At 63.6% G+C, this 24,521-nt stretch carries 14 protein-coding genes and 2 pseudogenes; 6 read left to right on the forward strand and 10 right to left on the reverse strand.

Going from position 1 to position 24,521, the window contains the following annotated elements; translation table 11 throughout:
- Positions 1-76 precede the first annotated feature (76 nt).
- From PSEEN_RS18150 to PSEEN_RS18160, 4 genes and pseudogenes are all read right to left on the reverse strand, one after another.
- Entirely contained in the window at positions 77-670 is a 594-nt protein-coding gene (locus PSEEN_RS18150; RefSeq protein WP_011535011.1) for a tRNA-uridine aminocarboxypropyltransferase, read from the reverse strand.
- Between the two features lie 111 nt (positions 671-781).
- A complete protein-coding gene (locus tag PSEEN_RS18155; RefSeq protein WP_373694299.1) occupies positions 782-1,810 on the reverse strand; it encodes a methyl-accepting chemotaxis protein in 1,029 nt (342 codons plus the stop codon).
- Positions 1,811-2,044: 234 nt separating this feature from the next.
- Positions 2,045-2,389, reverse strand: a pseudogene (locus PSEEN_RS27375) (PAS domain-containing protein); the annotation flags it as partial.
- A gap of 98 nt (positions 2,390-2,487) precedes the next feature.
- Positions 2,488-3,381, reverse strand: coding sequence for a LysR family transcriptional regulator (locus PSEEN_RS18160; protein ID WP_011535013.1), 894 nt, complete (start codon positions 3,379-3,381; stop codon positions 2,488-2,490).
- A gap of 226 nt (positions 3,382-3,607) precedes the next feature.
- Here PSEEN_RS18160 and speB point away from each other — a divergent pair, with 226 nt between their 5' ends.
- Both speB and PSEEN_RS18170 read left to right on the forward strand, forming a co-directional pair.
- Positions 3,608-4,558 (forward strand): agmatinase, encoded by a 951-nt coding sequence (gene speB / locus PSEEN_RS18165; RefSeq protein WP_044488326.1) that lies wholly within the window; start codon positions 3,608-3,610, stop codon positions 4,556-4,558.
- A gap of 248 nt (positions 4,559-4,806) precedes the next feature.
- Positions 4,807-6,186, forward strand: coding sequence for a sodium:solute symporter family protein (locus PSEEN_RS18170; protein WP_011535015.1), 1,380 nt, complete (start codon positions 4,807-4,809; stop codon positions 6,184-6,186).
- Between the two features lie 114 nt (positions 6,187-6,300).
- Here PSEEN_RS18170 and PSEEN_RS27125 read toward each other — a convergent pair whose 3' ends face one another.
- Positions 6,301-6,429 carry a PA1414 family protein gene (locus tag PSEEN_RS27125; RefSeq protein ID WP_256660254.1) on the reverse strand — a complete coding sequence of 43 codons (129 nt, stop codon included), beginning with the start codon at positions 6,427-6,429 and terminating at the stop codon, positions 6,301-6,303.
- A 124-nt stretch (positions 6,430-6,553) separates the two neighbouring features.
- Positions 6,554-7,447 (reverse strand): putrescine utilization regulator PtrR, encoded by an 894-nt coding sequence (gene ptrR, locus PSEEN_RS18175; RefSeq protein ID WP_011535017.1) that lies wholly within the window; start codon positions 7,445-7,447, stop codon positions 6,554-6,556.
- Positions 7,448-7,553: 106 nt separating this feature from the next.
- Between ptrR and PSEEN_RS18180 the strand changes: the two genes are divergently transcribed.
- The 3 genes from PSEEN_RS18180 (at position 7,554) to PSEEN_RS18190 (ending at position 9,398) form a co-directional block, all read left to right on the forward strand.
- A complete protein-coding gene (locus tag PSEEN_RS18180) occupies positions 7,554-8,720 on the forward strand; it encodes a YbfB/YjiJ family MFS transporter (RefSeq protein WP_011535018.1) in 1,167 nt (388 codons plus the stop codon).
- A 77-nt stretch (positions 8,721-8,797) separates the two neighbouring features.
- A complete protein-coding gene (locus PSEEN_RS18185) occupies positions 8,798-9,100 on the forward strand; it encodes a type II toxin-antitoxin system RelE/ParE family toxin (protein WP_011535019.1) in 303 nt (100 codons plus the stop codon).
- A complete protein-coding gene (locus PSEEN_RS18190; RefSeq protein WP_011535020.1) occupies positions 9,093-9,398 on the forward strand; it encodes an addiction module antidote protein in 306 nt (101 codons plus the stop codon). The genes PSEEN_RS18185 and PSEEN_RS18190 overlap by 8 nt, the downstream gene beginning before the upstream one ends.
- Positions 9,399-9,471: 73 nt before the next feature.
- On the opposite strand, the gene PSEEN_RS18195 is transcribed toward PSEEN_RS18190, so the two are convergent.
- Positions 9,472-10,398, reverse strand: coding sequence for a DMT family transporter (locus tag PSEEN_RS18195; RefSeq protein WP_011535021.1), 927 nt, complete (start codon positions 10,396-10,398; stop codon positions 9,472-9,474).
- A 262-nt stretch (positions 10,399-10,660) separates the two neighbouring features.
- A pseudogene (locus PSEEN_RS18200) lies at positions 10,661-11,188 on the reverse strand (integrase core domain-containing protein); the annotation flags it as partial.
- 69 nt (positions 11,189-11,257) lie between these two features.
- Between PSEEN_RS18200 and PSEEN_RS18210 the strand changes: the two are divergent.
- Positions 11,258-12,408 (forward strand): IS3-like element ISPen2 family transposase gene (locus tag PSEEN_RS18210; RefSeq protein WP_086009448.1). Its coding sequence is split into 2 segments (ribosomal slippage): positions 11,258-11,492 and positions 11,492-12,408, totalling 1,152 coding nucleotides; the frame shifts between segments, so codons are not numbered across the junction.
- Positions 12,409-12,531: 123 nt separating this feature from the next.
- Here the strand turns inward: PSEEN_RS18210 and PSEEN_RS26710 are convergent.
- Positions 12,532-12,921 carry a hypothetical protein gene (locus tag PSEEN_RS26710; protein WP_158020264.1) on the reverse strand — a complete coding sequence of 130 codons (390 nt, stop codon included), beginning with the start codon at positions 12,919-12,921 and terminating at the stop codon, positions 12,532-12,534.
- Positions 12,918-24,509 carry a two-partner secretion domain-containing protein gene (locus PSEEN_RS26715; protein WP_011535025.1) on the reverse strand — a complete coding sequence of 3,864 codons (11,592 nt, stop codon included), beginning with the start codon at positions 24,507-24,509 and terminating at the stop codon, positions 12,918-12,920. Before PSEEN_RS26715 ends, PSEEN_RS26710 begins: the two co-directional genes overlap by 4 nt.
- Between the last annotated feature and the right edge of the window lie 12 nt (positions 24,510-24,521).

Below are 24,521 nucleotides of genomic sequence, written 5' to 3' on the forward strand. Positions count from 1 at the left end.
CAGCCGCGATAAAGGCGACGCGGTGCCTGGTACCCGCTTCGCGGGTGATCGCGGCTAAAGCCGCTCCTACAGAGGTCTACCCATGATTACGTTGATAGGTCTCGGCCCCCATGGCTTCGATCTGCCCTTCGATCAACGCCTCGAACGGGCGCAGCAAGGCATCGAAACCGGTCGGCGCCTCCAGCACGTTCAACGCCTGCACCACCGCCTCCAGCGTCGACAGAGCGCCCGGCTCCGGCGCCTTGCGCAAGCGGTAGCGCGAGGGCGGAACATCGCCCAACGTCACCCGTGGCAGCGCCTCGAGCAACGGGTTCAGGTACAGCATCTTGCGCGCCTTGCGCCAGGTGCCATCGGGGACGATCAACAGCAGCGGCAGGCTGTCATCACTTCCATAAGCCTGCAGCACTTCGGCCCCCTCTCCAGGGAACAGCAGCACCGGTCGGTAGCCTGGCGTGGCCAGCAGTGCTTCCAGGTCGTCGAACACCTCGCCGATCCGCAGTTCAGCGTTGACCAGGCCAAGCGCCGCCAGCCGCGCGGTATTCAGGGCGTGCGAGGTTTCGCTGGGGTGCTGCAAGACGATCACTCGGGTACAGCTGTCGAGGCGTGGAATCAGCGGGCAGAGGCAATGGGAGAGCGGACGCAGGCAGCGGCCGCAGCGAGGTCTGGACATGGAGGGCTCCTTCGGGCGCGTAGTTTGCCACAGGGCTGCGTCGCAGCCCATCGCCGGCAAGCCGGCTCCAACACCAGACCGGGTAGGAGCCGGCTTGCCGGCGAACAGGCCTCAACGATTGAACCGCTCCGCCAGGCTGTGCAGGTACTCCGCCATGCGCTCCAGGTCCTGGCTGATCTCGGCGCCCTGCTTGGCCTGCCCGGCACTTTCATCGCACAGGTGGGCGATGCGCACGATCTGCTGGTTGATATCTTCGGCCACATGGCTCTGCTGCTCGGACGCCGTGGCCATCTGCTGGCTCATGCCGGTGATGCGGCTGACCGCCTGGGCAATGCCGGCCAGCGCCTCCTGCACGGCCTCGACACTGTGCACACTGTCCTGGGAGATCTGCTGGCCACGGCTGGCACTGGCCACCGCGCGGTCGGCGCCGCTGCGCAGGCTGGCAATGATGTGATGGATCTCCTCGGTCGAAGTACGGGTGCGCTGGGCCAGCGAGCGGACCTCGTCGGCGACCACCGCGAAGCCCCGGCCCTGCTCGCCAGCCCGCGCCGCCTCGATGGCGGCATTGAGCGCCAGCAGGTTGGTCTGCTCGGCAATCGAGGTGATGACATCCACCACGCCGCCAATCGACTGAGTCTGCTCAGCCAGCGCATTGACCGCCTGGCCGATATCGCCGACCGCCTCGCGCATGCTGCCCATCGCCCGCAGACTCTGCTCGGCCAGCTCGCTGCCCTGCTGGGCGAGGTGGTCGGCATCGCTGGCGGCGTGGGCCGTGCTCTGCACATTGTGGGTAACCTGCTGGATGGTCGCGGCCATCTGCGCGATGGCCGTGGCCGACTGGTCGGTCTCGCTGCGCTGGCGGTCGAGCATCTGCGCCTGGGCACCGGATAGGTCCGAGGACTGCGCGGCCCGTGACTTGACCCCGACCCCGGCGTCCACCAGGCGCGTCAGCGCGGTCTGCAGGCGCGCCTCTTCGCTGATGATGGCCAGGTCGAGCTGGCCCTGCAGGCCGGGGTTGTCGCTGTAGGTCAGGGCCACCAGCGGGCTGGTGAACGCCTTGGGGTGCTCTTCGAGCGTGCGGCGGATGGCCTGGTTCTGCCGGTGCTCGACCAGGTACCAGGCCGCCAGCAGGCTGGCCATCAGCACCCCGAGCGCCGCGTACGCGGGTAACCAGAGATAGGCGGCGGCCGACAGCAGGCCAGCGCCGATCAGCGGCCAACCATGCCCGACGCCGTGGCCCAGGCGGGCCGCCAGAGGCACCGGAGACCGGCCGGCGCGCAAGCGCGCATATAGATTTTCGGCCCGGCGGATCTGCTCACGGGTCGGCACCGAGCGTACCGACTCGTAGCCACTGATGCGGCCATTCTCGTAGATCGCCGTGACATAGGCGCTGACCCAATAGAAATCACCGTTCTTGGCGCGGTTCTTGACCACGCCCATCCAGGGCTTGCCTTGCTTGATGGTGTCCCACATATGGCCGAAGACCGCCGGCGGCATGTCGGGATGACGCACCAGGTTGTGCGGCTGGCCCACCAGTTCGTCGTAGGTGAAACCGCTGATGGCCACGAATGCGTCGTTGCAGTAGGTGATGCGGCTGTTCAGGTCGGTGGTGGAAATCAGCCGCTGGTGTTGGGGGAAGGTTCTTTCGTGCTCAGTGACGGGCAAATTCATGCGCATCGTTGGCGGTCCCTTGCTTATCCAGATGAATGGAAAAATCATCAAAGCAAGTAGATGTTTAGCAGAAGGCCATCACGTCAGCGGTCAAGTTTTGTAGGAAATTTACTCGACCTGACAGAATGTGCTGAGCAGGGCCTGGGTCAGCCTACGTTGAGCTGGCTCTTGAGCAGGTCGCGGAACGTCTGGATCAAGGGTTCCCGGCTACGACCACGGCGGATGATCAGGGAAAACGGCGCCTGGTAACCAAAGGTGGCCGGCGACAACACGCGCAGGTCGCCCTTGTCGACCCAGGCCTGGGCATAGTGCTCGGGCAGGTAGCCAATGTAGGCGCCGGAGAGAATCAGAATCAGCTGCGCCTCCATGCTCTCCACCGTGGCCGCGCTGTGCTTGAAGCCATGGCGGGCCAGTTCGGCCTGGCTCCAGTAGCCGCGCCCAACCATGCGCTGCTGGGTGACCACCGGTTCCGGGATGCGCCGCTCGGCGAACAACGGGTGGCGGCTGCTGCAATACAGCCAGTGCTGCTCGCGGTACAACGGTTGGTACACCAGGCCGCTCATCCGCGAGGAAAAGGCACCGATGGCCAGGTCCAGGCGGTTGTCCTGCACCCCCAGTTGCAGCTCGTAGGGGCTGGAGACCGACAGATGCAAGTGCACCGCCGGGTGCTCCTGGCTGTAGGCGCCGATGGCTTCGGCCAACGGCAGGGCGCGGTCGCCGACGGTGGAGTCGATCACCCCCAGGTTGAGGGTGCCGCGCAGCTCACCCTTGAGCGCCGCCGCGTACTGTTCGAAGCCGTCCAGCTCGCCCAGCAGGCGCAGTGTTTCCTGGTGGAACAGCTCGCCCTTGCTGGTAAGGCTGAAGCCGCCCCGGCCGCGATGGCAGAGCACGATGCCCAGGGCACTTTCCAGCTGGCTCATGTAGGTGCTGATGGCCGAAGTCGACAGGTTGAGGTCGCGCTGGGCGTTGGCGAACCCCTGGTGGCGCACCACGCTGGCGAAGATCCGCAGCAGTTTCAGGTCGGGCAGCGATGAGGCCATGGGGCAACGGGTCCGCGGGCTGGAAATGGCCAGAGTCTAACTCGCCTTCGCGCTGATAGTTCAGAAAATCCTGAACTAAGTTTTTGTCGGTAGCGATTCTTCCCGGGCACTACCTTGCGCAGACTGCGGCGAAATGTCCCTGTCCGCCGAGATGACCCGATCATCCAGGTGCACGGCGGCACAGGTTCGAACAAACAGAACAATCGACCGACTGATGAGGCCCACCGTGGACAAGATTCTCCACCAACCACTGGGCGGCAACGAAATGCCGCGTTTCGGCGGCATCGCCACCATGCTTCGCCTTCCCCACCTGCAAAGCGCCGCGGGCCTGGACGCCGCCTTCATCGGCGTGCCCCTGGATATCGGCACCTCGCTGCGCTCGGGCACCCGCTTCGGCCCGCGGCAGATCCGCGCCGAGTCGGTGATGATCCGCCCGTACAACATGGCCACCGGCGCCGCCCCGTTCGACTCGCTGTCGGTGGCCGACATCGGTGACGTGGCGATCAACACCTTCAACCTGCTGGACGCCGTGCGCATCATCGAAGAGGCCTACGACGAGATCGTCGAGCACAATGTCATCCCGATGACCCTGGGTGGCGACCACACCATCACCCTGCCTATCCTGCGCGCCCTGCACAAGAAGCACGGCAAGATCGGCCTGGTGCACATCGATGCCCACGCTGACGTCAACGACCATATGTTCGGCGAGAAGATCGCCCACGGCACCACCTTCCGCCGCGCGGTGGAGGAAGGCCTGCTCGATTGCGACCGCGTGGTGCAGATCGGCCTGCGCGCCCAGGGCTACACCGCCGACGACTTCAACTGGAGCCGCCGCCAGGGCTTCCGTGTGGTGCAGGCCGAAGAGTGCTGGCACAAGTCGCTGGAACCGCTGATGGCCGAAGTGCGTGAAAAGGTCGGTGGCGGCCCGGTGTACCTGTCGTTCGACATCGACGGCATCGACCCGGCCTGGGCGCCTGGCACCGGCACCCCGGAGATCGGCGGCTTGACCACCATCCAGGCGATGGAGATCATCCGCGGTTGCCACGGCCTGGACCTGATCGGCTGTGACCTGGTCGAAGTCTCCCCACCCTACGACACCACCGGCAACACCTCGTTGCTGGGCGCCAACCTGTTGTTCGAAATGCTCTGCGTGCTGCCAGGCGTGGTGCGCCGCTAAGGCGAGCCTCCCCCTGTAGGAGCGGCTTCAGCCGCGATCACCCGCGAAGCAGGTGCCAGAGACGGCGGTGCCTGCTTCGCGGCTGAAGCCGCTCCTACAGGCAATGAAAAGCACGCTGAAAGATTGACCCCGGCAGGAGCCATTCGGGAGGGCCATAGAGGCCCGCCAACACACGACAGGACCGCCGGGCGCCTTGCACCGTCCGGACGGCCGATCTCGCCATAATAAAGATAATCGGGAGACCCCCAATGGCCTTGGACATCATCGTTGTACTGATCTATGCCGTCGGCATGCTCGGGCTTGGCTGGTACGGCATGCGGCGAGCAAAAACCCATGAAGACTACCTGGTGGCCGGGCGCAACCTCGGCCCGACCCTGTACATGGGCACCATGGCCACCACCGTGCTCGGCGGCGCCTCCACCGTCGGTACCGTGCGCCTGGGCTATGTCCACGGCATCTCCGGCTTCTGGCTGTGCGCCGCGCTGGGCCTGGGGATCATCGCTCTCAACCTGTTCCTCGCCAAACCCCTGCTGCGCCTGAAGATCTTCACCGTGACCCAGGTGCTGGAGCGCCGCTACAACCCCATGGCGCGCCAGGCCAGCGCGGCGATCATGCTCGCCTATGCGCTGATGATCGGCGTTACCTCGACCCTGGCCATGGGTACCGTGCTGCAGGTGCTGCTCGACGTGCCGTTCTGGATGGCGCTGCTGTTCGGCGGCGGCGTGGTGGTGGTGTACTCGACCATCGGTGGCATGTGGTCGCTGACCCTGACCGACATCGTCCAGTTCATCATCAAGACCGTGGGCCTGATGTTCATCCTGCTGCCGGTGTGCCTGTACAAGGCCGGTGGCTGGGACACCCTGGTGGCCAAGCTGCCGGCGGCCAGCTTCAGCTGGACCACCATCGGCTGGGACACCATCATCACCTACTTCCTGATCTACTTCTTCGGCATCCTGATCGGCCAGGACATCTGGCAGCGGGTGTTCACCGCCCGTGACGAGAAAGTCTGCCAACGCGCCGGCACCACCGCCGGGATCTACTGCGTGCTGTACGGCCTGGCCTGCGCCATGATCGGCATGGCCGCCCATGTGCTGATGCCGGACCTGGCCAACCCGAACAACGCCTTCGCCGAGATGATCAAGGGCCAGTTGCCTGAAGGTATCCGTGGCCTGCTGATGGCCGCCGCCCTGGCCGCGATGATGTCCACCGCCAGCGCCGGCCTGCTGGCCGCCTCGACCACCCTGACCGAAGACCTGCTGCCCAAGCTGCGCGGCGGCAAGCAGTCGAGCCTGGGCGTCAACCGCCTGTTCACCCTGCTCACCGGCCTGGTGGTGCTGGGTATCGCCCTGGCGGTGAACGATGTGATCAGCGCCCTGACCTTGGCCTACAACCTGCTGGTCGGCGGCATGCTGATCCCGCTGATGGGGGCGATCTTCTGGAAGCGCGCCACCACCGCCGGCGCCATCGCCAGCATGTCGCTGGGCTTCGCCACTGCGCTGTTCTTCATGTTCAAGGATGGCCTGGACGCCAACTCGCCGATCTACTACAGCCTGGCCGTCGGCCTGGTGAGCTTCGTGGTGGTCAGCCTGGCCTCGCGCAAGCCGGTATCGGCAGTCAACCTCGCCTGACATGTTCGCCGGCAAGCCGGCTCCTACAGGATTTGTGTAGGAGCCGGCTTGCCGGCGAAGCAGAAACGCAAAAGGCCGCCGCATCGTGCAGATGCGGCGGCCTTTTGCCTGGTTTCAGCGGCGACGCGGCTGGCGCTTGCGCTGTTCTTCGTCGGTTGGAATCGGCACCGGCTGCAGCGGTGGCGGGAGCAAGCCCAGGGCGACGGCGAGGTCGTGGAGCCAGTTATACATGCGTTGGTTCATAATGCCCCCTTGACGGGTCAGCCTCACGGTCAATCGATTCTGCGATGCTTCATACAGATCATAGACCTATGTCCTGTACTGCGCATGCTTCTGATCTTACAGATATGGGCGATTTTGACCCGAATCAAGCGGACGCCGCAGCATCCGACGGCCGGTCAATCGTTTCGCTTTGTTGCAAATCGATCCACGCCTGCAGATTTGCACCGCGCATGCCCTGGCGCCACATCAACCAGGTCACGGCGTGATCGAAGGGTGCCTGCAACCGATGCGCGCGCACCCGGTCACGCCCAGGCAGGCTGTCGAGCATCGATTGTGCCATGAGCGCCACGCCCGCCCCAGCGATCACACACGCCAACATGCTCTGGTACGACTCGATTTCCATCACCCGGCCCATGGGCGTGTGGGCATGGGCGTACCAGGCCTCCAACCGCATGCGGTACGAGCAGCCCTGGCGGAAGGTGAACACCGCCTTGCCAGCGACATCCTTGGCGCTGTGCACCGCGGGGTGCTCGGGGCTGGTGATCAGCACCAGCGTCTCGTCGCACAGTGGTATGCCGTCCAGCCCGGCCAGGTTGAGCGGGCCGTCCACCAACGCCGCGTCCATCCGGTGGCTCAGCACACCTTCCAATAGTTCGCCGCTGGGCGCTGCCTGGACTTGCAGGTTCACCTGCGGATACGCCTGGTGGTAGCGCGCCAGCAGCGCCGGCAGATGGATGGCCGCCGTGCTGTACATGGTGCCGAGCACGAAGTCCCCCGCTGGCTGGCCACCTTGCACGGCGGCCATGGCCTCGTCACGCAGGTTGGACAGGCGGTTGGCGTAGTCCAGCAACACCTTGCCTGCCGGCGACAGTTGCAGGCGCTGACGTTCACGCAGGAACAGCTCCACCCCCAGTTGCTCTTCGAGCTGGCGCAGGCGCGTGGACAGGTTCGACGGCACCCGGTGCAGGCGCTCGGCGGCGCGGGTGACCGATCCTTCCTCGGCCACGGCCTGGAAGATGCGCAGTTGGCTGAACTCCATGATCTTCTCCAAAACAGAACAACTTGATCATCATTATTCAATTTTATTGAAAGTCAAGGCGCCCTACCCTGCCATCCATCACATCCCTTCGTGCAGGAGACTTTCCATGTCGCCCCTCGTACAACTGCTGGCCAGCGCCGTGGCGCTGATGATGGCCATGGGCATCGGCCGCTTCGCCCTCACCCCGCAACTGCCCCGGCTGATCACCGAGGGCCAGTTCGACCTGACCGCCGGTGGCCTGATCGCCGCGGCCAACTACCTCGGCTACTTTCTCGGCGCGGTAGACGGCATGTTCGCCCGCCAGCCGGCCCAGGTGCGCCTGCGCCTGCACGGCGGCCTGTGGCTGTGCGTGCTGCTGACCCTGGCCTCCTGGGCCGCCGATGGTTTCTGGAGTCACCTGTTGCTGCGCTTCGGCACGGGAGTGGCCAGCGCCTGGGTACTGGTGATGATCGCCAGCCTAAGCCAGCAGTTGGCCAGTGCCCATGGCCAACAGCGCCTCGGTGCCCTGGTGTTCGCCGGGCCGGGCGTGGGTATCGCAGTGACAGGCGCCCTGGCCTTGGCTGCGCACCTGCTCGGGCTGAACTCGGCGGCCCTGTGGCTGGTGTATGGTGTCGCCGCGCTGGTGATGCTGCTGGCGGTGCTGCCGTGGCTGCCAAAGGCACTGGAACCCGCCGCCGCAGTCACCGTCGACAGTGGTCAGCGGCGCGTCACCGGCATCGGCCGCCTGGGCCTGGTCTATGCGCTCTACGGGATTGGCTACATCCTGCCGGCCACCTTCCTGTCGCAGATGGCCAGCCAGCAGTTTCAAGGACAATGGCTGGCCGACCTGTTCTGGCCAGCGTTCGGGTTGGCATCGGCGCTGGGGGTGCTGTTGGTTAGCCTGCGTCGCCCGGGGCGGACTTCAGGCTGGCTGACGGCAACCCTGTGGTTGCAGGGGCTGGGCGTACTTGCCTGCCTGCTGGGCGGCGGCCTCGGCCTGGCCTTGGGGGTATTGCTGTGCGGTGGGCCATTCCTGGCCTGCATGCAGTTGGTGATGCAGCGCTCGCGGGAATTGGCACCCCATGCCACGCAGCGCAATGCCGGCCTGTTGACCGCGTGCTTTGCCCTTGGCCAGTTGAGCGGGCCGTTGCTGGCGGCATTGAGCAACCACTACAGCGCCAGCCTGCAGCCTGCATTGATGTTGGCGGCTGCAGGGTTGACCGTGGCGGGCATGCTGGTCATCACGGGAAACCGCAGTTTGCAGGGCTGCCCACCGGGAACCCGAATGGCCTGACAGGGAAAGCCCTGACTGCAAAAGGTAGAAACCATTTGCGGCCTTTCCCGCTGTATTTTATAAACTACATTCACCCGATGAAAACCATCGAATCCAGCAGTTTCAGGCGTTGGCTGATCGGGCTTCGGGATACCACGGCAAGGGCCAGAATCGTCGCTCGAATCAACCGGCTCAAGGAAGGGCTGGCGGGTGACGTTTCACCGGTCGGCCATGGCATGAGTGAGCTGAGAGTCCATTATGGCCCAGGCTATCGGGTGTACTTTCACCAATGCGGCGATACCTTGATCATCCTGCTTTGCGGCGGCGACAAAGGCAGCCAGCAGCGGGACATCAAGGCAGCCCGGCAGATCCTGCAGTCGTGGAGGATGCAAAATGACTGAAACGTTCCATGAGTTCGACGCCGCCGCCTATCTGACTTCCCCGGAAGCTATCGCGCAGTTCATGACCGATGCATTGGAGACAGGGGATGCAGCCTACGTGGCAAAAGCCGTAGGCGTGGTAGCTCGCGCCAAGGGCATGAGTGAACTGGCAAAGGAAACAGGCCTGTCTCGCGAACAGCTTTACCGCTCGTTCAGTGAACACGGCAATCCAACGCTCAAGTCATTCCTGACTGTAATGAAAGCGCTGGGAATTGACATGGCTGCCAGACCTCACCTGGTCCAGCAAGGCGTGGGCTGACCGACAAACGAATTACCTTGCCGGTCCCTTGGCGGCTAATGCCACTCAAGGGCCGGCACTTGCTTCTATCCTGTCATCCCACCAGCTTGCGCAACTGCTGCCGCACCCACGCCTCGGCGCTGACCATGACTACTCCGAGCAATACCATCACCGCGCCGATCACGAAGTTCAGGCTCAACGGCTCATCCAGCAACAGCACGCCGAAAGTCACGCCGAACAACGGTGTAATGAATGAGAACACCGCCAGGTTCGACGCCAGGTACTTGCGCAGCAACCAGAACCAGGTCAGGTAACTCAGGAAGGACACCACGATCCCCTGGAACAGCACACTGCCCACCGCCAGCGGGGTCAGCGAGAAATCGGCGATCTGCCCGCTGATCAGGGCGATCAGCACCAAGCCGACAAACCCCACCGCCAACTGATAGAACAAGGTCAAGGTCACCGGTGCCTCGGACAATCGCGAGCCACGCACCACCACCGTGGTCGCGCCCCAGGCCAACCCCGCCAGGATCGCCAGGCCATCGCCCAGCAACATGCGGCCATCGAGCTGATCGAGGGAAATGCCGCCAGCGAACGCCAGGGCGATCCCGCCGAACGCCAGCAGGATGCCCAACCACTGCAACAGCCGCAGCCGCTCGCTGGGCATCATGAAATGCAACCCGAGCGCTGTGAAGATCGGCGCGGTGTAGAGGAATACCGACATGTGCGCCGCCGAGGTCAGCTTCAGCCCCTCGGCGATGAACAGGAACTCCAGGCCGAACAAGCCACCGGCCAGCAGCCCGGCGCGCCAGGTCGTGCCAACCTGCCCCCAGCCACCTTTGAAGCAGACCAGCAGCCCCACCAGCAGGGCTGCTATGCCATTGCGAAACGCCGCCTGCATCACCGGGGCGATATCCACGGCGGCGGACTTGATCAACACTTGCTGGCAGCCCCAGACCAGGCACAGCCCCAGCATGACCTGGAAGGCGAAGGCGTCGGGGTTCTTGCGGGCCACCGTCATGGGCGCCCCCTTTGCAGATTGAACGACATGGCAAGGCTCGGCAGTGGGAATGGATCCTGATTATCAGACGCCAAGCCTTGTCGATACCAGCCTAAAATGCCCTGCCTGTGATTCGTGCGTCGACGGGTGACCGATCAAAGGTGTTCTCCTCCAGTGGGCCCCCTGCTGGTCCAGTTCCTGACGAGGGTGCCGACACCAATAGGGGGCCTGCATGGACTTAAGGCATCGCCAAAAAGGCACAAAAGGGAACACTTTTGCCTTTTTAGGTGTACGGTCCCGGAATGAGATGGTGCGGATTGATAGTGAAGCGCTCTGGGTTTTTCGTCCAGGCCTCACAGATCAACTTGAAGGGTGTGCGCCATCGCAGGGCCTTGAGATGTCTGGCGAAGTTTTAGGCCATCACAAAGGCCAGCACGTGCGCTTTCAGCGCTGCGAAGTCGGGATAGTGGAAGGCCTTGATCGTGGCCTCTTTGATCGTCCGGTTCATGCGCTCGACCTGGCCGTTGGTCCAGGGATGGTAGGCCTTGGTCAGACGGTGCTTGATGCCGTGTTCATGGCAGACGCGATCAAAAATGTGCCCACCGAAGCTATTGGTCGCGCCGTTGCGATACCGCGGCTGCTCAGTGAACGCTACGCCGTTGTCAGTGAGGATTGTGTGGATCCTGTAAGGAAACGCCTGCACTGTCTGACGTAGAAATTCAGCGCCGTTGCGCTTGGTTGCGGAGTCGAAAAAAGCAACGTAGGCGAACTTCGTAACGCGATCAATGGCTACGAACAGGTGCTGCTTACCACTCTCTGAATCGCCCCTGGTTTCGTAGACACCTCCAAGCCTCATAATGAGGCCCAAATAGGAGGTGCCATGAGTCGTCAGCGTTACCCCGAAGAATTCAAGATCGAAGCGGTCAAGCAAGTGACCGAAAAAGGCAAACCTGTCGCCGAGGTCGCCCAGCGCCTGGGCATGTCCGTACACAGCCTTTATGCCTGGATCAAGGTCTACAGCAAGCCCCAAGAGCAGCGTCAGCAAGACAATGATCAGCAGGCTGAACTGCGCAAGCTGCGCGCTGAACTCAAGCGGGTGACAGAAGAGCGAGACATCTTAAAGAAGGCCGCCGCGTACTTTGCCAAGGAGTGCGGCTGAAGTACGCCTTCATCAACAAGCACTCGACGGATTACCCAGTGCGTCGCCTTTGCCAAACCCTCAAGGTGCATCCCAGCGGCTACTACGCTTGGTTGGCCGAGCCTCAATCTGTCCGAGCCAAAGAAGATCAGCGCCTGCTTGGCTTGATCAAGCAGGCCTGGTTAGAAAGCGGCGGCGTGTATGGCTATCGCAAGATTCACGATGACCTGCGAGAGCTAGGAGAGATCTGTGGGCGAAATCGAGTCGGTCGCTTGATGCAGGCAGAGGGGCTGCGTTCGCAAACGGGCCATCGCCGTCGTACTGGGTTTTATAGCGGAAAACCAACAGCGGCATCGCCCAACCATCTGGCCCGGCAGTTCAAGGTCAGTGAGCCGAATAAGGTCTGGGTGACCGATATCACCTACATCCGCACCTATGAAGGGTGGCTGTACCTGGCGGTAGTGCTGGATCTGTTCTCTCGCCAAGTCATTGGTTGGTCAATGAAGCCCAGGATGAGCAGCGACCTAGCCATCGACGCCATGCTGATGGCCTTGTGGCGACGCAAGCCACAGCAGCAAGTGATGATTCACTCAGACCAAGGCAGTCAGTTCAGTAGCTCAGATTGGCAAAGCTTCCTGAAGGCCAACAATGTGATCAGTAGCATGAGCCGACGGGGAAACTGCCACGACAATGCCGTAGCCGAGAGCTTTTTCCAGCTTTTGAAGCGGGAGCGAATCCGACGAAAGATCTACGCAACGCGTGACGAAGCCCGAAGTGATATTTTCGATTACATCGAGATGTTCTATAACCCTAAACGCCGACACGGCAGCGCTATGCAGCTGTCGCCAGTAGAGTATGAGAAACGCCATTTTCTGAGCTTGGAGAGTGTCTAGAAAACCAGGGGCGATTCAGCGGTAGGTGGCAAAAGTACCAATATACGCCTCCAGCTGTCGGGTCACGTCATCAAGAAGCTTACTGGTCTCTACCGCACCTTTTGCACCAAACTGACTGACCCTTTATATTTTTAAACTTCGCCACATATCATTCAAAACAATTAACACCCTAGAATAAATCAGCAGCTTAACTTCAAAAACCACAACCCCCCCCGACAGATGAATTTCTAAAGGAATTGAAATATTCACATTCTGGGTCGCCGAAGCCTGCGAAAAAACCGCTGCAGATAGATAACTAGTAACACTTAATATATCAGAATAAAGAACATTAAAATGCTCCTCCTTAAAATTTATTGCTACGCCCTTTTCAAAAAACTTTAAGGCGCCGCCTTCTAAATAAATTTCATATACTCCCTGACCAAGCTCTGGATCACTACTGAGAGGTATATAGTCTCCAAAACCAGACACATTGAGGCTTTTCAGATGCTTGCTCGTTGCCTTTGGATGGTTCACTGCTTTAGCCCCCTCAAAAAATCTCTAAGCCCTTCTTTGGTGGCAGGAAAACTAAAAGAGAATTTCTCGCCAACTTTCCCTGCCCCTAATGCTGCGCCTTCCTCTGACGCATAGTAGCCTTTAAGGGTGACTTTCTTGGCTCCTTGAGACTGAGTGTACTCTAGGAGTTTTTTAAGTGGCCCTACTAATTCGGAAGCCCCGTCCGGACCATGACCAATAAAGCCTTTTGATGTACCTACAGCAAAGTCGTCAAATATAACCTCACCGGCATTCATCGTCACTTTTGGGGAGTATATAGTTCCGATCCCGTTAGCAGCATCAAAGGAAACTTTCCCAAGATCGGTTGCCGCAGGCAAGGTTGCTTTTGCCCCCACAACCTCTGCAGCGCTTTTCACTCCTATCCGTTCAAGCAACGGCCCCAGCAACTTACCAAGCAAAGGACCGCCAGGCACAGGCAACAGCGTCGCCAACAAACTGCCATCACTGATTGCCTTGGCATTCCGTGCCTCAATCCAGCGCTGTGTCTCCGGATCATTCTGGTCAACGTTACTTCCCGCCGCAACACATTCGGCGCTGCCACACGGGAAGTAACGCGGCGTGAAGACCTTGCCCTCGATTTCCACACTGGTGCGATAACCACCCTTTTCATCGAGCACATTACCGCTCAGACGATCCCGACCATTGCCAGCCCCCATGCCGGCCGGCCCTTCGTCTGACTGCGTCGGAGGCATCGTCCAGCTGTAACGGTCCGAGTTGGCCTTGATGTAGTCGATGACAGCAGGGTCAGGCCTGGTGAGGACCTGGACATAGGTATCCGGAAGCGTATTCACCCAATGGCCATCTTTGTCATAGATCTGCCCAGCGGAAGCCACAATGTCGCTGGCCGGGTTGAGCACGCCGTCCCGGGTCGAGGCCAGGCGTAACTGCTCTTCGATCTGGCCGACCGTGAAACGCCCATTGCTACGCGCCGCCAAGCGCGTGGCCAGGGACTTGTCGTCGTTGTGCAACTGGCGGTTATAACGCTCGGCGTTACCGGCAACCCAACTGGCGATCTGCGGATCGCCGCCTGCCAATGCCCCGGCGAGTACACCGATGACCTGCGCGGTACCAACACGGAACTGATCGTTGGTGGCAAAGCGCTGATCCAGGTACTTGCCCAGCTTGTCGCTTGCAATGGACGTCAGGCCTTCCGACGCTGCGGCCGCCATGGCACCACTGGTGAAGTTGCCACCACGCGCCTCGGCCAACGCCCCCCCCAGCACCGCATGCATCATGACCTTCGAGGCCGTCCCGGGGTCGATCCCCAGTGAATCCGCGAAGTCGCCCAGTTCCTTGTTGCTGCCTGCGGCGAGCAGGTCGAAGCCCTCCGAAACCAGGGCTCCGCCCAGGTTATCCTTGAGGCTGCCACCATTAATCGCCGTGTTGATAGTCCCGGCCACCAGGGCATGGCTGCCGCTACGCAACAGGTTCTGCCCGATGTTGTCCAGGCTGAGCATCTGCGAGGTATAACCGGGGTTGTTGACGCCGCTCTTGGTCAGGATCAACGCGCCATTGGTATTCCAGCCACTCACCAGGCTATCCAGCTTGCCCAAGGCCATCCCGGTGGCCCACTGTGTGGCGTAGCCCTTGATGGCTTGCATGCTGGTGGCGGACTTCAAGCCGGCACCGAGGTCGCCACCACCGTTGATGGTGCCCACGGCGAGGTTGCTGGCGAAGGCGCCAGCCAGCGGCCCGAGGTAGAAGCTGGCGATGATCGAAATGATCAACGCAGGCGCAGCGCCCAGGCTCGACTGGTTGTACTTCCAGCTCTCGTGAACCTCCTTGACCAGCCGCCAGTCGACATCACCGCGCGTCTCTGCGTCCTTGAGCCATGCGAGACCGGGTTCGGCGGCGACCATTGCGTCGATCGTCTGGCTGACCGTCTGCTGGTCAACCTGCTTGATATCGATATTGATCTTCCCGGCGGCACGAATGGCCAACTGGCCCTGGGCGATCAATTCGCTCTGGCGCAGGGTCTCATCCGTGCTGCCTTTGCCCTTCATGCTGGTCCAGGCCATGCTGCTCTTGGACTTCTCGTGGCTCTCCTGATGCAGGTCCTTCACCCCTTCGAAGGCGATCTCCCCGCCACTCTCCAAAGTCAGGTCCTTGCCACTCTCCAGCTTGGCCGCCTGGTAGCGCTGGTCACCGCCGCTCTCCAGCGTCAGGTCGCCTCCCGTGGTGATCTCGCTGCCGACGTGGCGCACGTCGGTCACTTCGTCGCGCTGGGTCTTCTTCTTGCCCCAGCTGCCCTTGCTCTTCTTGTCGTACAGCGAATAGTCGCTGTCGGTCTCGGCCAGCAGTTCGATATCGCCGCCGGCATAGAGATAGGCAGCATCACCGGCAGTGACGCTGCTGGACACCAGCTTCATGTCCTCACCGGTCCTCAGCGACACATCGCCACCCGCGATCAGCTGGGTGCCCACCTGGCGGACATGATCCTCCTGGATCGTCAGTTTCTTGCTCTTGGAGTAGAAGTGGTCCTCGTCGGCGGCGGAGGCCAGGGTCATGTCGCCCACCGCGTCGATGGCGATATCGCGCTTGGCCTCGATTTCACCGGCAATAGCGGCGAAGTCCCGGCCAGCCTTCAGGGTGACGTCACGGCCCGCACCCAGTTGCGAAACGGACTGGCGCACGGTGCCATTGAGCTGCCGGCCATTCTTCTCCAAGTGGTCGGCGCGTTCGGTCGCGCTGATCACAATATCGCGGCCGGTACTGACATTCAGGTCACGGCCGGCCTGCAGGACCGACCCGCCATTGAGCAGGTCGCGGCCGACATTCACCAGCAGGTCGTTACCGGCCTCGATGCGCGCGGCGCTGTCGAGGTAGTCGCTCTGCTGCTGATAGACACCGTAGTCATGCGTGATGCGCGTACGGTCGCGCTGGTTGATGAGATCGCCACTGAGGGTCGTCACGCTGACGTCGCGCCCGGTGATGATGCCACCCGCGTGGTTGACCATGTTGTTGCCCGCCAGCAGGTCGAGACGACCGCCCGACTCGATCAGGCCGGCGTTTTCCAGGTCGTTGCCCACCACCGCGGACAGGCCCCGCGTGGCGTGCAGGGTGCCGACGTTGTCGAGGTTGCGGCCGGCGAGCAGTTGCATGTCCTGGCCGGCGATCAGCGCGCCGTCCGGGCCCAGGCGGTTGTTGGCGTGGGCCAGGTACAGCACCGGCGCCAGGACTTTCTCGCCGCCGAACTCGCGCTCTTCGAGCCAGACGATGTCATGGGTCAGCGCCGCGACCTGGGCCGAGGTCAGGCCGACACCCAGGCTCAGGTTGAGCTCGGTCTTGCTGCGCACGGCATTGTCCATCAGCTGCTTGTACAGCTGCTCGCCCGAGGTCTGGCCATCGATGAACTGCTGGCCGGTGCGCGCCACCACCGCCTGCTGGATCAGGCGCTGCTCGTAGAAGCCGTCACCGAGGCGCTTCCAGCTCTTGTCCGGGTCGTAACCCAGGTTGCCGAGCAGGTAGTCGGAGCTCATGAACTGCTTGAGTTCGGTCAGCACCGGGTTGGTTTCGATCAGGTACTTGTGCGGCTGGCTGGTGTACTGGGTGTCCGGCATGCGCGTGATGCCAGGGACCTGCGCCGGCGTGCCGACCAGCGGCTCGCTGCCACGCCCCTGCGTGGCGTCCACGGCCGTGCCGACGGGGGCGTAGACACCAATGGCGCTGGCCTTGCCCGCGGGCGCCGAGCCCAGGTGGGCAACGCGCTCGATCTGCTGCTCGCTCAGCGTGGAGGTGGTGGCGTCCAGCGCCTGCAGCGAGCCCGAATGGCTGCCGGCCAGCGCCTGGCGCTGGGTAACGGCCAGGCTGGCGTTGCCCAGCGTCCATTGCGGCGCCAGGCCATTAGCCGTGTTGTTGCCTTGCCCACTCAGGCGAAACAGGCCGTTCTGGCCGACCGGCAGGCTGAAGCCCGGCAGCGCCGTCGGATCGACCTGCTTGTGCGCCAGGTCGGGCGGCAGCTGGGCATTGAGCCGGACCACCGTCGGCGGCGTGGCACTGGAAACCTGGGTATTGAACGCTTTGTTGCTGAGGCTCGAGGATGAGTGCTGCACCACTACGTTGTTGATGTCATAGGTGGCGTTGAGCTTCGCCATCCCGCCCGCCTGGATGATCGCGGGGGCGATGAACTGGCCATCGTTCTGGAGGGTGGACTCCTTGTCCCGGTCGTAGAAATACGCCACGTCGAACTTTGCGAGCAACGCCTTGAAGGCCGCCTCGTCGAAGGGGCCGGATTGCGGGTGGGCCTGGTTGTAGGCATCCACCTCGGCAATCAGTTGATTGAAGTATCTGCTCGGGATCTTCGAACCGGCGCCGATCTCTCTCTTGGACGTGCCAGAACTGGATCGAGTCCCTTCGTTGGTGATGGTGCCGGCCGTCAGGGTGAGATCATTACCTGCAGAAACGACACTGCGTGAGTTGCTGAAGGTGCCACCGTTGAAGTCCAGGTCATGGCCAGCCACCAGCGTGGCCATGGGCGAGTCTTCGTGGACAACGGTCGACTCCGTCTTGTAGACGAATACCGGCCCTCTCACCCATCCCGAGCTGCCACAGTGCTGGACGCACCAGATGGTCATGTAGCCGCCGGTGATGGACTCGGTCGCACGGAACTTGTTGCGCTCGTTGACGAAACTGGACGCTTGCAGGTCGATGTCGACACCCGCCTCGATGGTACCCGAGCTGTTCAGCACCTTGGCTGCGGCGCTGCCTGGGGCGACGCCGGCCACCAGCAGGTTGCCCAGGCTGTAGACATCCGCGTAGCGGTTGGTGAAATCACCGGCACGGATGGCCATGTCGCGGCCACTGAACAGGAAGCCGCGGCTGCCATCGGCAGCCTGCTCGTTGAGCACCGTGTCGGCCGTCAACACCAGGTCACGGGACGCGGCGATGGCGCCATGGTTGGTGATGCCAGCCGCGCGCAGCGTCAGGTCGGAGGCTGCGGACAGACGCCCCTCATTGATTAGTTGGCCGGCGATATCGATCCCGACATTGCCGCCGCCAGCGATGCTGCCGGCCCTGCCCAGGTTCATCTGTGCCGCGGACAGGGTCATGTCGGCCAGGCTGGCCAGGCGGCCGTCGCCAGAGAAGCGCCCACTCAGCGTCAGGCTGAAGCTGCCATCGCTGGCGATCAGCCCATCGTTGTGCCAGTTGCCACCGCTGCCGATCAGCGCATTCGTCGCCAGCAGTTGCCCACTGGCGGTCTGGTTGAAAGTGCCGACATTGAGCTTGAGCGTGCCGGCCTGCAGCACACTGCTGTTGGTCCAGCTGTCGGCGTTGAGGGTCAACGTGCCGCGGGTCGACAGCCTGCCGCCCGCCGCCATCACCTGCTGGCTGCTGATGCCAAAGTCGCCGAGGCCTACATGCAGGATCGTGCCATTGGCGTTGAGCAGGTCACCGGCCGCCAACGCAAGATTGCGGTTGGCGGTTTCCAGCTTGCCGTCACGGTTGTCGAGCACCCCGCCGATCTGGAAACGGCTGGTGTCGGCACCGCCCAGGGCACGAAGCTGGCCCTGCCGGTTGTCCAGGCTCGCCGCGGTAATGTCGAGGGTGCTGGCGCTTTCGATGATGCCGCCGCGGTTGTCCAGGGCGCCGCTCAGCACCATCTCGATGCGTTGGCCGAGCATCTCGCCACGCGCGTCCCCACCGTTGCGCAGGCTGGCGCCATCAAGCTTGAGCAGGCCGCCGGCAGAGAGAGCACCGTCGCGGTTGTCCAGCTCCCCGGTGCGGATCAGCGCATCACCGCTGGTCGCGGCCATCCGCCCACCGTGGTTGTCCAGCATGGCGCTCTGCAGGTCGAGGCTCAAGGCCTGGATGGTGCCGCGCTGGCCATTGGCATCACTGCCGTTGCGCAACACGCCAGTGGTGCGCACGCCGAGCGACTGCTTGAGGCTGGCCAGGATGCCACCACGGTTGTCGATGCTGGCGGCCGCCACATCGAGCGCACCGTCCTGGGCGATCAGCTTGCCGCCCTGGTTATCGACGTCGGCCGTGGTCTGGACGTTGATCGCGCCCTTGGCCTGGACGGTACCCTTGCTGTTGCCAAGGCTCGCCGCTTGCAGGCTCACGTCGCCCTGCTGGCTGTAGATCAGGCCGTCGCCCGCATTGCTCAACACCCCTGTGCTGTTGACCACAAGCTGGCCATTGGCGGCCAGGGTGCCGCGCAGGCTGTTGTCGACGCGGGTGGCGATCAGCTTGAGCAGGCCCTGGCTGGCGACCTGGCCACCCTGGTTGTCGATCAGGCTGGCGCGCTGGACCAGCAACGCCTTGCCGCTGTACAGCTTGCCCCGCTGATTGAGCAGGTCGCCCAGCAGGTCGAGGCTGAGGGCATCCTCGGTGGCCAGGCTGCCGTCGCTGTTGTCCAGGCTCGCACCGGTCAGGCTCAGCGCCTGGCGGGACGCCACGCGCCCACCGCGGTTGTCGAGGGACTGGGTGTCGATGTCGAGGCGCTCGCCCGCGTCGATCAAGCCACCGTCGCGGTTGTCCAGAGTACCGCCGACCGTCAAATGCTGAGCCCCCGCACTGGACAACACGCCCTTGGCGCTGTTGTCCAGGCTGGCCGCCGTCACGTCCAGGCGTTGCTGGGCGACCAGGGCACCGCCAGCACTGTTGCGCAAGGCGCCGGTGACGTCAGCCTGCACGGCGCCGAAACGGCTCGACAGGGTGCCCTGCTGGCGGTTGTCGAGGCTCTGGCCGATCACCTTCAGCCCCTGCCAGCCGGATATCAAGCCACCTTGGTTGTCGATGACGCCACTGTTCAGGGTCAGCTTCTGTTCACTGATCAGCTTGCCGCCACGGTTGTCCACCCCAGTCGCGTCGAACCGCAACCCCTGGGCGGTGGAGAGCTCGCCCGCCTGGTTGTCGAGCATCCCCAGGTGGTCGAGGGTCAACTGGCCGGCGGTACTGATCAAGCCCTTGCCGTTATCGAGGCTAGCGCCCCCCAGGTCCAGGGCGATGGCACTGCCGAGCAGCTTGCCGCCCTGGTTGTCGAGGCCCAGGCTAGCCAGGGTCAACGCGTCCCTGGCCTCGACCAGGCCACGGTTGCGCAGCAGGCCATCGACGGTCAGGGTCATGCCGCTCTGGCTGTTCAGGGTACCGCCGCTGTTGTCCAGCACGCCGGCGTGGACCTCCAGCGAATGGGCGCCGATCAGGCCTTTGAGGTTGTCCAAGCGCTGGCTCACGCGCAGCAGCAGGCCCTGGTTGCCGAGCAGGCGGCCATCGTTGTTGTCCAGTTGCTCGGCAGTCAGGGTGAAGGCCTGGTCGCTGGAGATCTCACCCGCCTGGTTGGCCACCGTCTTGAGGTTGTCCAGCACCAGCAAGGGGGCATTGATCAAGCCGCCGCGGTTGTCCAGGTGGCCGTGGCCCAGGTCGAGGTGGACCGATCGGTCGCTGAACAGCTTGCCGCCTTGCTGGTCGAGGCCGGTGATGGTGGCCGTGAGGTCTTCGTGGCTGCCCACACGACCGCCGTCGCGGTTGTCCAGCTGCCCGGCCTGGACCACCAGCGTGCTGTCGCCACCGATGCTGCCCTGGCGACTGTTGTCCAGGTGCCCGGTGGTCAGGCGCAGCGCGCCCTTGCCGGACAGTACGCCCTTGTCGGTGTTGTCGAAGCTGGCACTGGTGAGGGTGATGCCGCTGTCGCTCAGCAGCTTGCCGCCTTTGTTGCTCAGGTCATCCTCGGTGGTCAGCCGCAAGCTGCCTGCGCTGGTCAGAGTGCCCGTGTCGTTGTCCAGCCGCAGTGCCTTCAACGTCAGCTGGCCCTCGGCGCTGATCAGGCCCAGCCGGTTGAGTGCCGCGCCGGTCAGGGTCAGCGCCAGGTCCTGCTGGCTGGCCAGGTGGCCACCGTCGTTGTCCAGCGTCTGGCCGGTCAGGGTCAGGCCGGTCTGGGCCTCGATACGCCCATCGCGGCGATTGAGCAGTTGCTGCAGGGCCAGGGTCAGCCCGGTGCCGACAACCAGTTGCCCGCCGTCGCTGTTTTCCAGCTGTGTGCCGGTCACGCTGACGGCAGCCTTGCCAGAAATTTCGCCACCACGGTTGTCGACCTGGTCGACATCCAGGGTCATCGTCCCATTGCTGCCGAGCAGGCCCGCCTCGCGATTGTCCAGCTGGGTGCCCTTGATCCGTAGTTGCTCCAGGCCGACCAGCGAGCCTGCGGCATTCACCAGGGTGTCCGCTTCGATCTGCAAGTAACCCTTGCCGGAAATCTTGCCCTTGGCATTGTCCAGGGTCTTGGCACTCAGGTGGCCCGAAGTATCGCCAACCAGCGTGCCCTGGCGGTTGTCCAGGCGCTGGTCGATAGTCAGAACCAGGCTGGCACGGCTGCTGGCGATACCCTCGTGGTTGTCCAGGCTGGCGGCCTGCAGGTCGAGACCCTTGGCCGAAATCAGGCCCTTGGTGTTGGCCACTGCCTGGGCGATACGCACGATCAGTGCCTGTTCGCTGAGCAGCCGGCCTTGTTGGTTGTCCAACGACGTGGCCGCCAGGGTGAAGCCTTGCGGGCTGGTTATTTCACCGTGCTGGTTATCCACCTTGCCGAGGTTGTTCAGCACCAGGGTCGGCGCTTTGACCAGGCCATGGTTGGTCAACGTGCCCTGGCCGAGGTCAAGGGTGATCGAGGTCTTGCTCAGCAGGCGCCCCGCCTGCTGGTCGAGGCCGCTGGCGGTGAGGACCATTGCGCCATCGCTGTCGATACGGCTGTCGCGGCCGGCGTTTCTGACCTGGCCGGCCTTGATGGTCAAGCGGTCGTTGCCAACGACATGCCCGTTGTCACGGTTGTCCAGCGCGCCGGTGACGATGTCGATCGCGCCTTGGCTGCCGATCTCGCCAGCGCGGTTGTCCAGGCTCGCGCTGCGCAGGTCGAGGGTGCCATCAGCGGTGACCGAACCTCGCAGGTTACCGACCTCGCCCGTGGTGGCCAGGGTCAGCGTCCCGGCGCTGGTCAGCTCGCCGTCGGTGTTGTCGAGACTGGCGGCGCCAATATCCAGGTCACCCTCGCTGGTCAGCAGGCCCTTGCCGTTGCTCAGCGCCTGGCCCAGGCGCAGGCGAGCCCCCTGCTCGCCGGAAAGACGCCCGTCACGGTTATCCAGGGTCTGGCCGTCGAGGGTCAGTTGCCCTTTGCCACGCAGCAGGCCCTGGGCCCGGTTGATGACCTCAGCCACCGTGAGCGTCAGCGCCGTGTCGGCCAGTACCTGCCCAGCGCTGTTGTCCAGATGCTCACCGGTGAGGCTGAGCGCCTTGGCCGTGGACAGTTCCCCACCGCGGTTGTCGACGTTGCCCACGGTCAGGCGCATGCCCTGCCCGGCGCCCACCACGGCCCCCTGGCGGTTGACCAGCGAGCTGCCGCGCAGGGTCAGCTCGCCGTCGGCGGATAGCTTGCCGCCAAGCTGCTCCACGCGCGCGACCCGGCCATCGAGATCACCACCACTGGTCAGGCTGCCACCGCTGTTGTTCAGGTGTGCGGCCACAAGCGTCAGGTTGCCCCGCGCGCCGAATATACCGAGCTGGTTGAGCAGTTCGTTGCCGTTGTAGCGCACCCAGGCCTGGCCACTGACCAGGCCCTGATCGCGGTTGTCGAGGTTGTCGACCGTCAGTGTCAGCGCACCGGTCGCCTCGATCTTGCCGCCGCGGTTGTCCCAGTGCTGGCCCTCAAGGGTCAGCAGGTCCTTACCCACCAGCCGGCCACCACGATTGTCCACCCGCCCCGCCTCGATGCGGGTGGCGCCCAGGCCGCTTGCCAGGCCCTGGCCCTGGTTATCCAGCAGCCCGGTGATCCCGGTGGTCAACGTGCCATCGCTGAGCAGCTTTCCTTGTTCGCGGTTGTCAAGGCTGGCGGCCTTGAGCGTCAGCACCTTGCCCGCAGCCAGGGTGCCCTGGCGATTGTCCACGGCCTGCGTGATGGCCAGATCCAGCGTCTGGCCACGGGCAAGGCCACCCTGGCTGTTGTCCAGCACCTGGGCGGTCAGCTCGAGCGTGCCCTGGCTGTCGATCCGGCCGGCCCGGTTGTCGATCAGCCCCTGGCTGGTGACAGTGATGCCCCGGTTGGCCAGGACCCGCCCATTGCGGTTGTCCAGGCTGCCCAGGTTGAGCGCCAGGGCATCGAGGCCGGACAACTCGCCCGACTGGTTGTCAAGCAGCGCCCAGGTGGCACTCAGCGCCCCTTGGCTGGTGACCTTGCCACCGTCACCGTTGAACAGCTGGCCACCACCGAGGGTCATGCGCCCATCCGCGATAACCTTGCCTTGTTGGCGGTTATCCAGCGTTACGGCCTTGATATTGACGTCGCGCCCGGCGCTGAGGCTGCCACCCTGGTTGTTCAGCCGGTCAGCGCTGGTCAGGGTCAGGTCGCGGCTGGCGATCAGGCGCTGGTTGTGATTGTCCACCGCGCCCGCGTCGATCTTCAGGTCGGCGTCAGCCGCACGGCTGCCGTCAGCCCTGATACCCGCCTGGACCCCTCCCAGGTTGCTCAACTGGCCGCTGGCGTCAAGTCGCACCTGGCCCACGGCGGTCAAACCCGCCCGGTTGACCAGGTCGGCACGGCTATCCATTTGCAACGTTTGCCCGGCATGCACCGGCCCCTGCGCATCGATACCAGCCGCCTGTACCCGAACATCGCTAGCGGCGCTGGCCTGGGCCATGCTCAGCTGGCCATTGGCGTCCAATTGGATGTCGCCACCACTGGCGATCATCCGCCCGTCGAGCCGCACGCCGACGCCGGCCTCGGTGCCCACCAACCTGACCGCACCGGCATACATGCCGCCCAATGCGCTGGAGTCGATTGCCAGGGTCGGTTTCACGCTGCCGTCATCCTGACGTGCCGTGGCCGTCAATGTGCGCGCATCGACATCGTTGCGCCCGGCGACGATGGCCAGGTTGCGGGCCTGGATCTCGGCGTTGATCTTCGTGCTGCGGGCAATCAGCTCGAAGCTGTCGACGTTGCTGGCGTTGACCCCCGCCCCTTCAATGGCGATATGGCCCTGATCGACCTGGTAGCGACTCAACTGGCCGTTCTCGATCACCGGTTTGCCGGTGGTCAGGGTAGCCTGTGGCGTGTTGATGAAACCGCAACCATCGCAGGCGATGCCGTGGGCGTTGGCGACGATGACCTTGGCCGATTGCCCGGCCACTTCGGTGTAGCCGCGCAGCTGGCTGGCATTGGCGCCATTGACTTCGTTGATGATGGTGCTGGCCGCCTGGCCCTGCAGGTTCGGGTTGCCAAGGATGATGCCACCCAGTTGCGTGGCTTGCGTGCGCGCGGTGGCGTTGTTGAGGATCAGCCCCTGCTGGCCGACGTTGTAGTCGCTGAACTGGTTGTGCGACAGCCCGCTGCCGTTGGGCGTGGCGATGTTGACGATCGGCACGCCGTTGCCCGCCAGCCCCAGGCTGGTGCCCGCCCCGCTGACCGCGATGCCCTCGGCGGCCTGCGCCCACAACGGCTGCCAGAACATGACGTTGGCCAGCAGGAACGCCAGGCCGCGCTTGGGCAGCCCGCAGAAATGCGCGCGGGGCTGAATTTCAGCCGAGCGTTGGCGGGCCAGGAAGGCGAACAGGCGAACGTCCATGTCAGGTCTCGT

This window comes from Pseudomonas entomophila L48, assembly GCF_000026105.1.
In the GTDB taxonomy this organism is placed as follows: Bacteria; Pseudomonadota; Gammaproteobacteria; order Pseudomonadales; family Pseudomonadaceae; genus Aquipseudomonas; species Aquipseudomonas entomophila.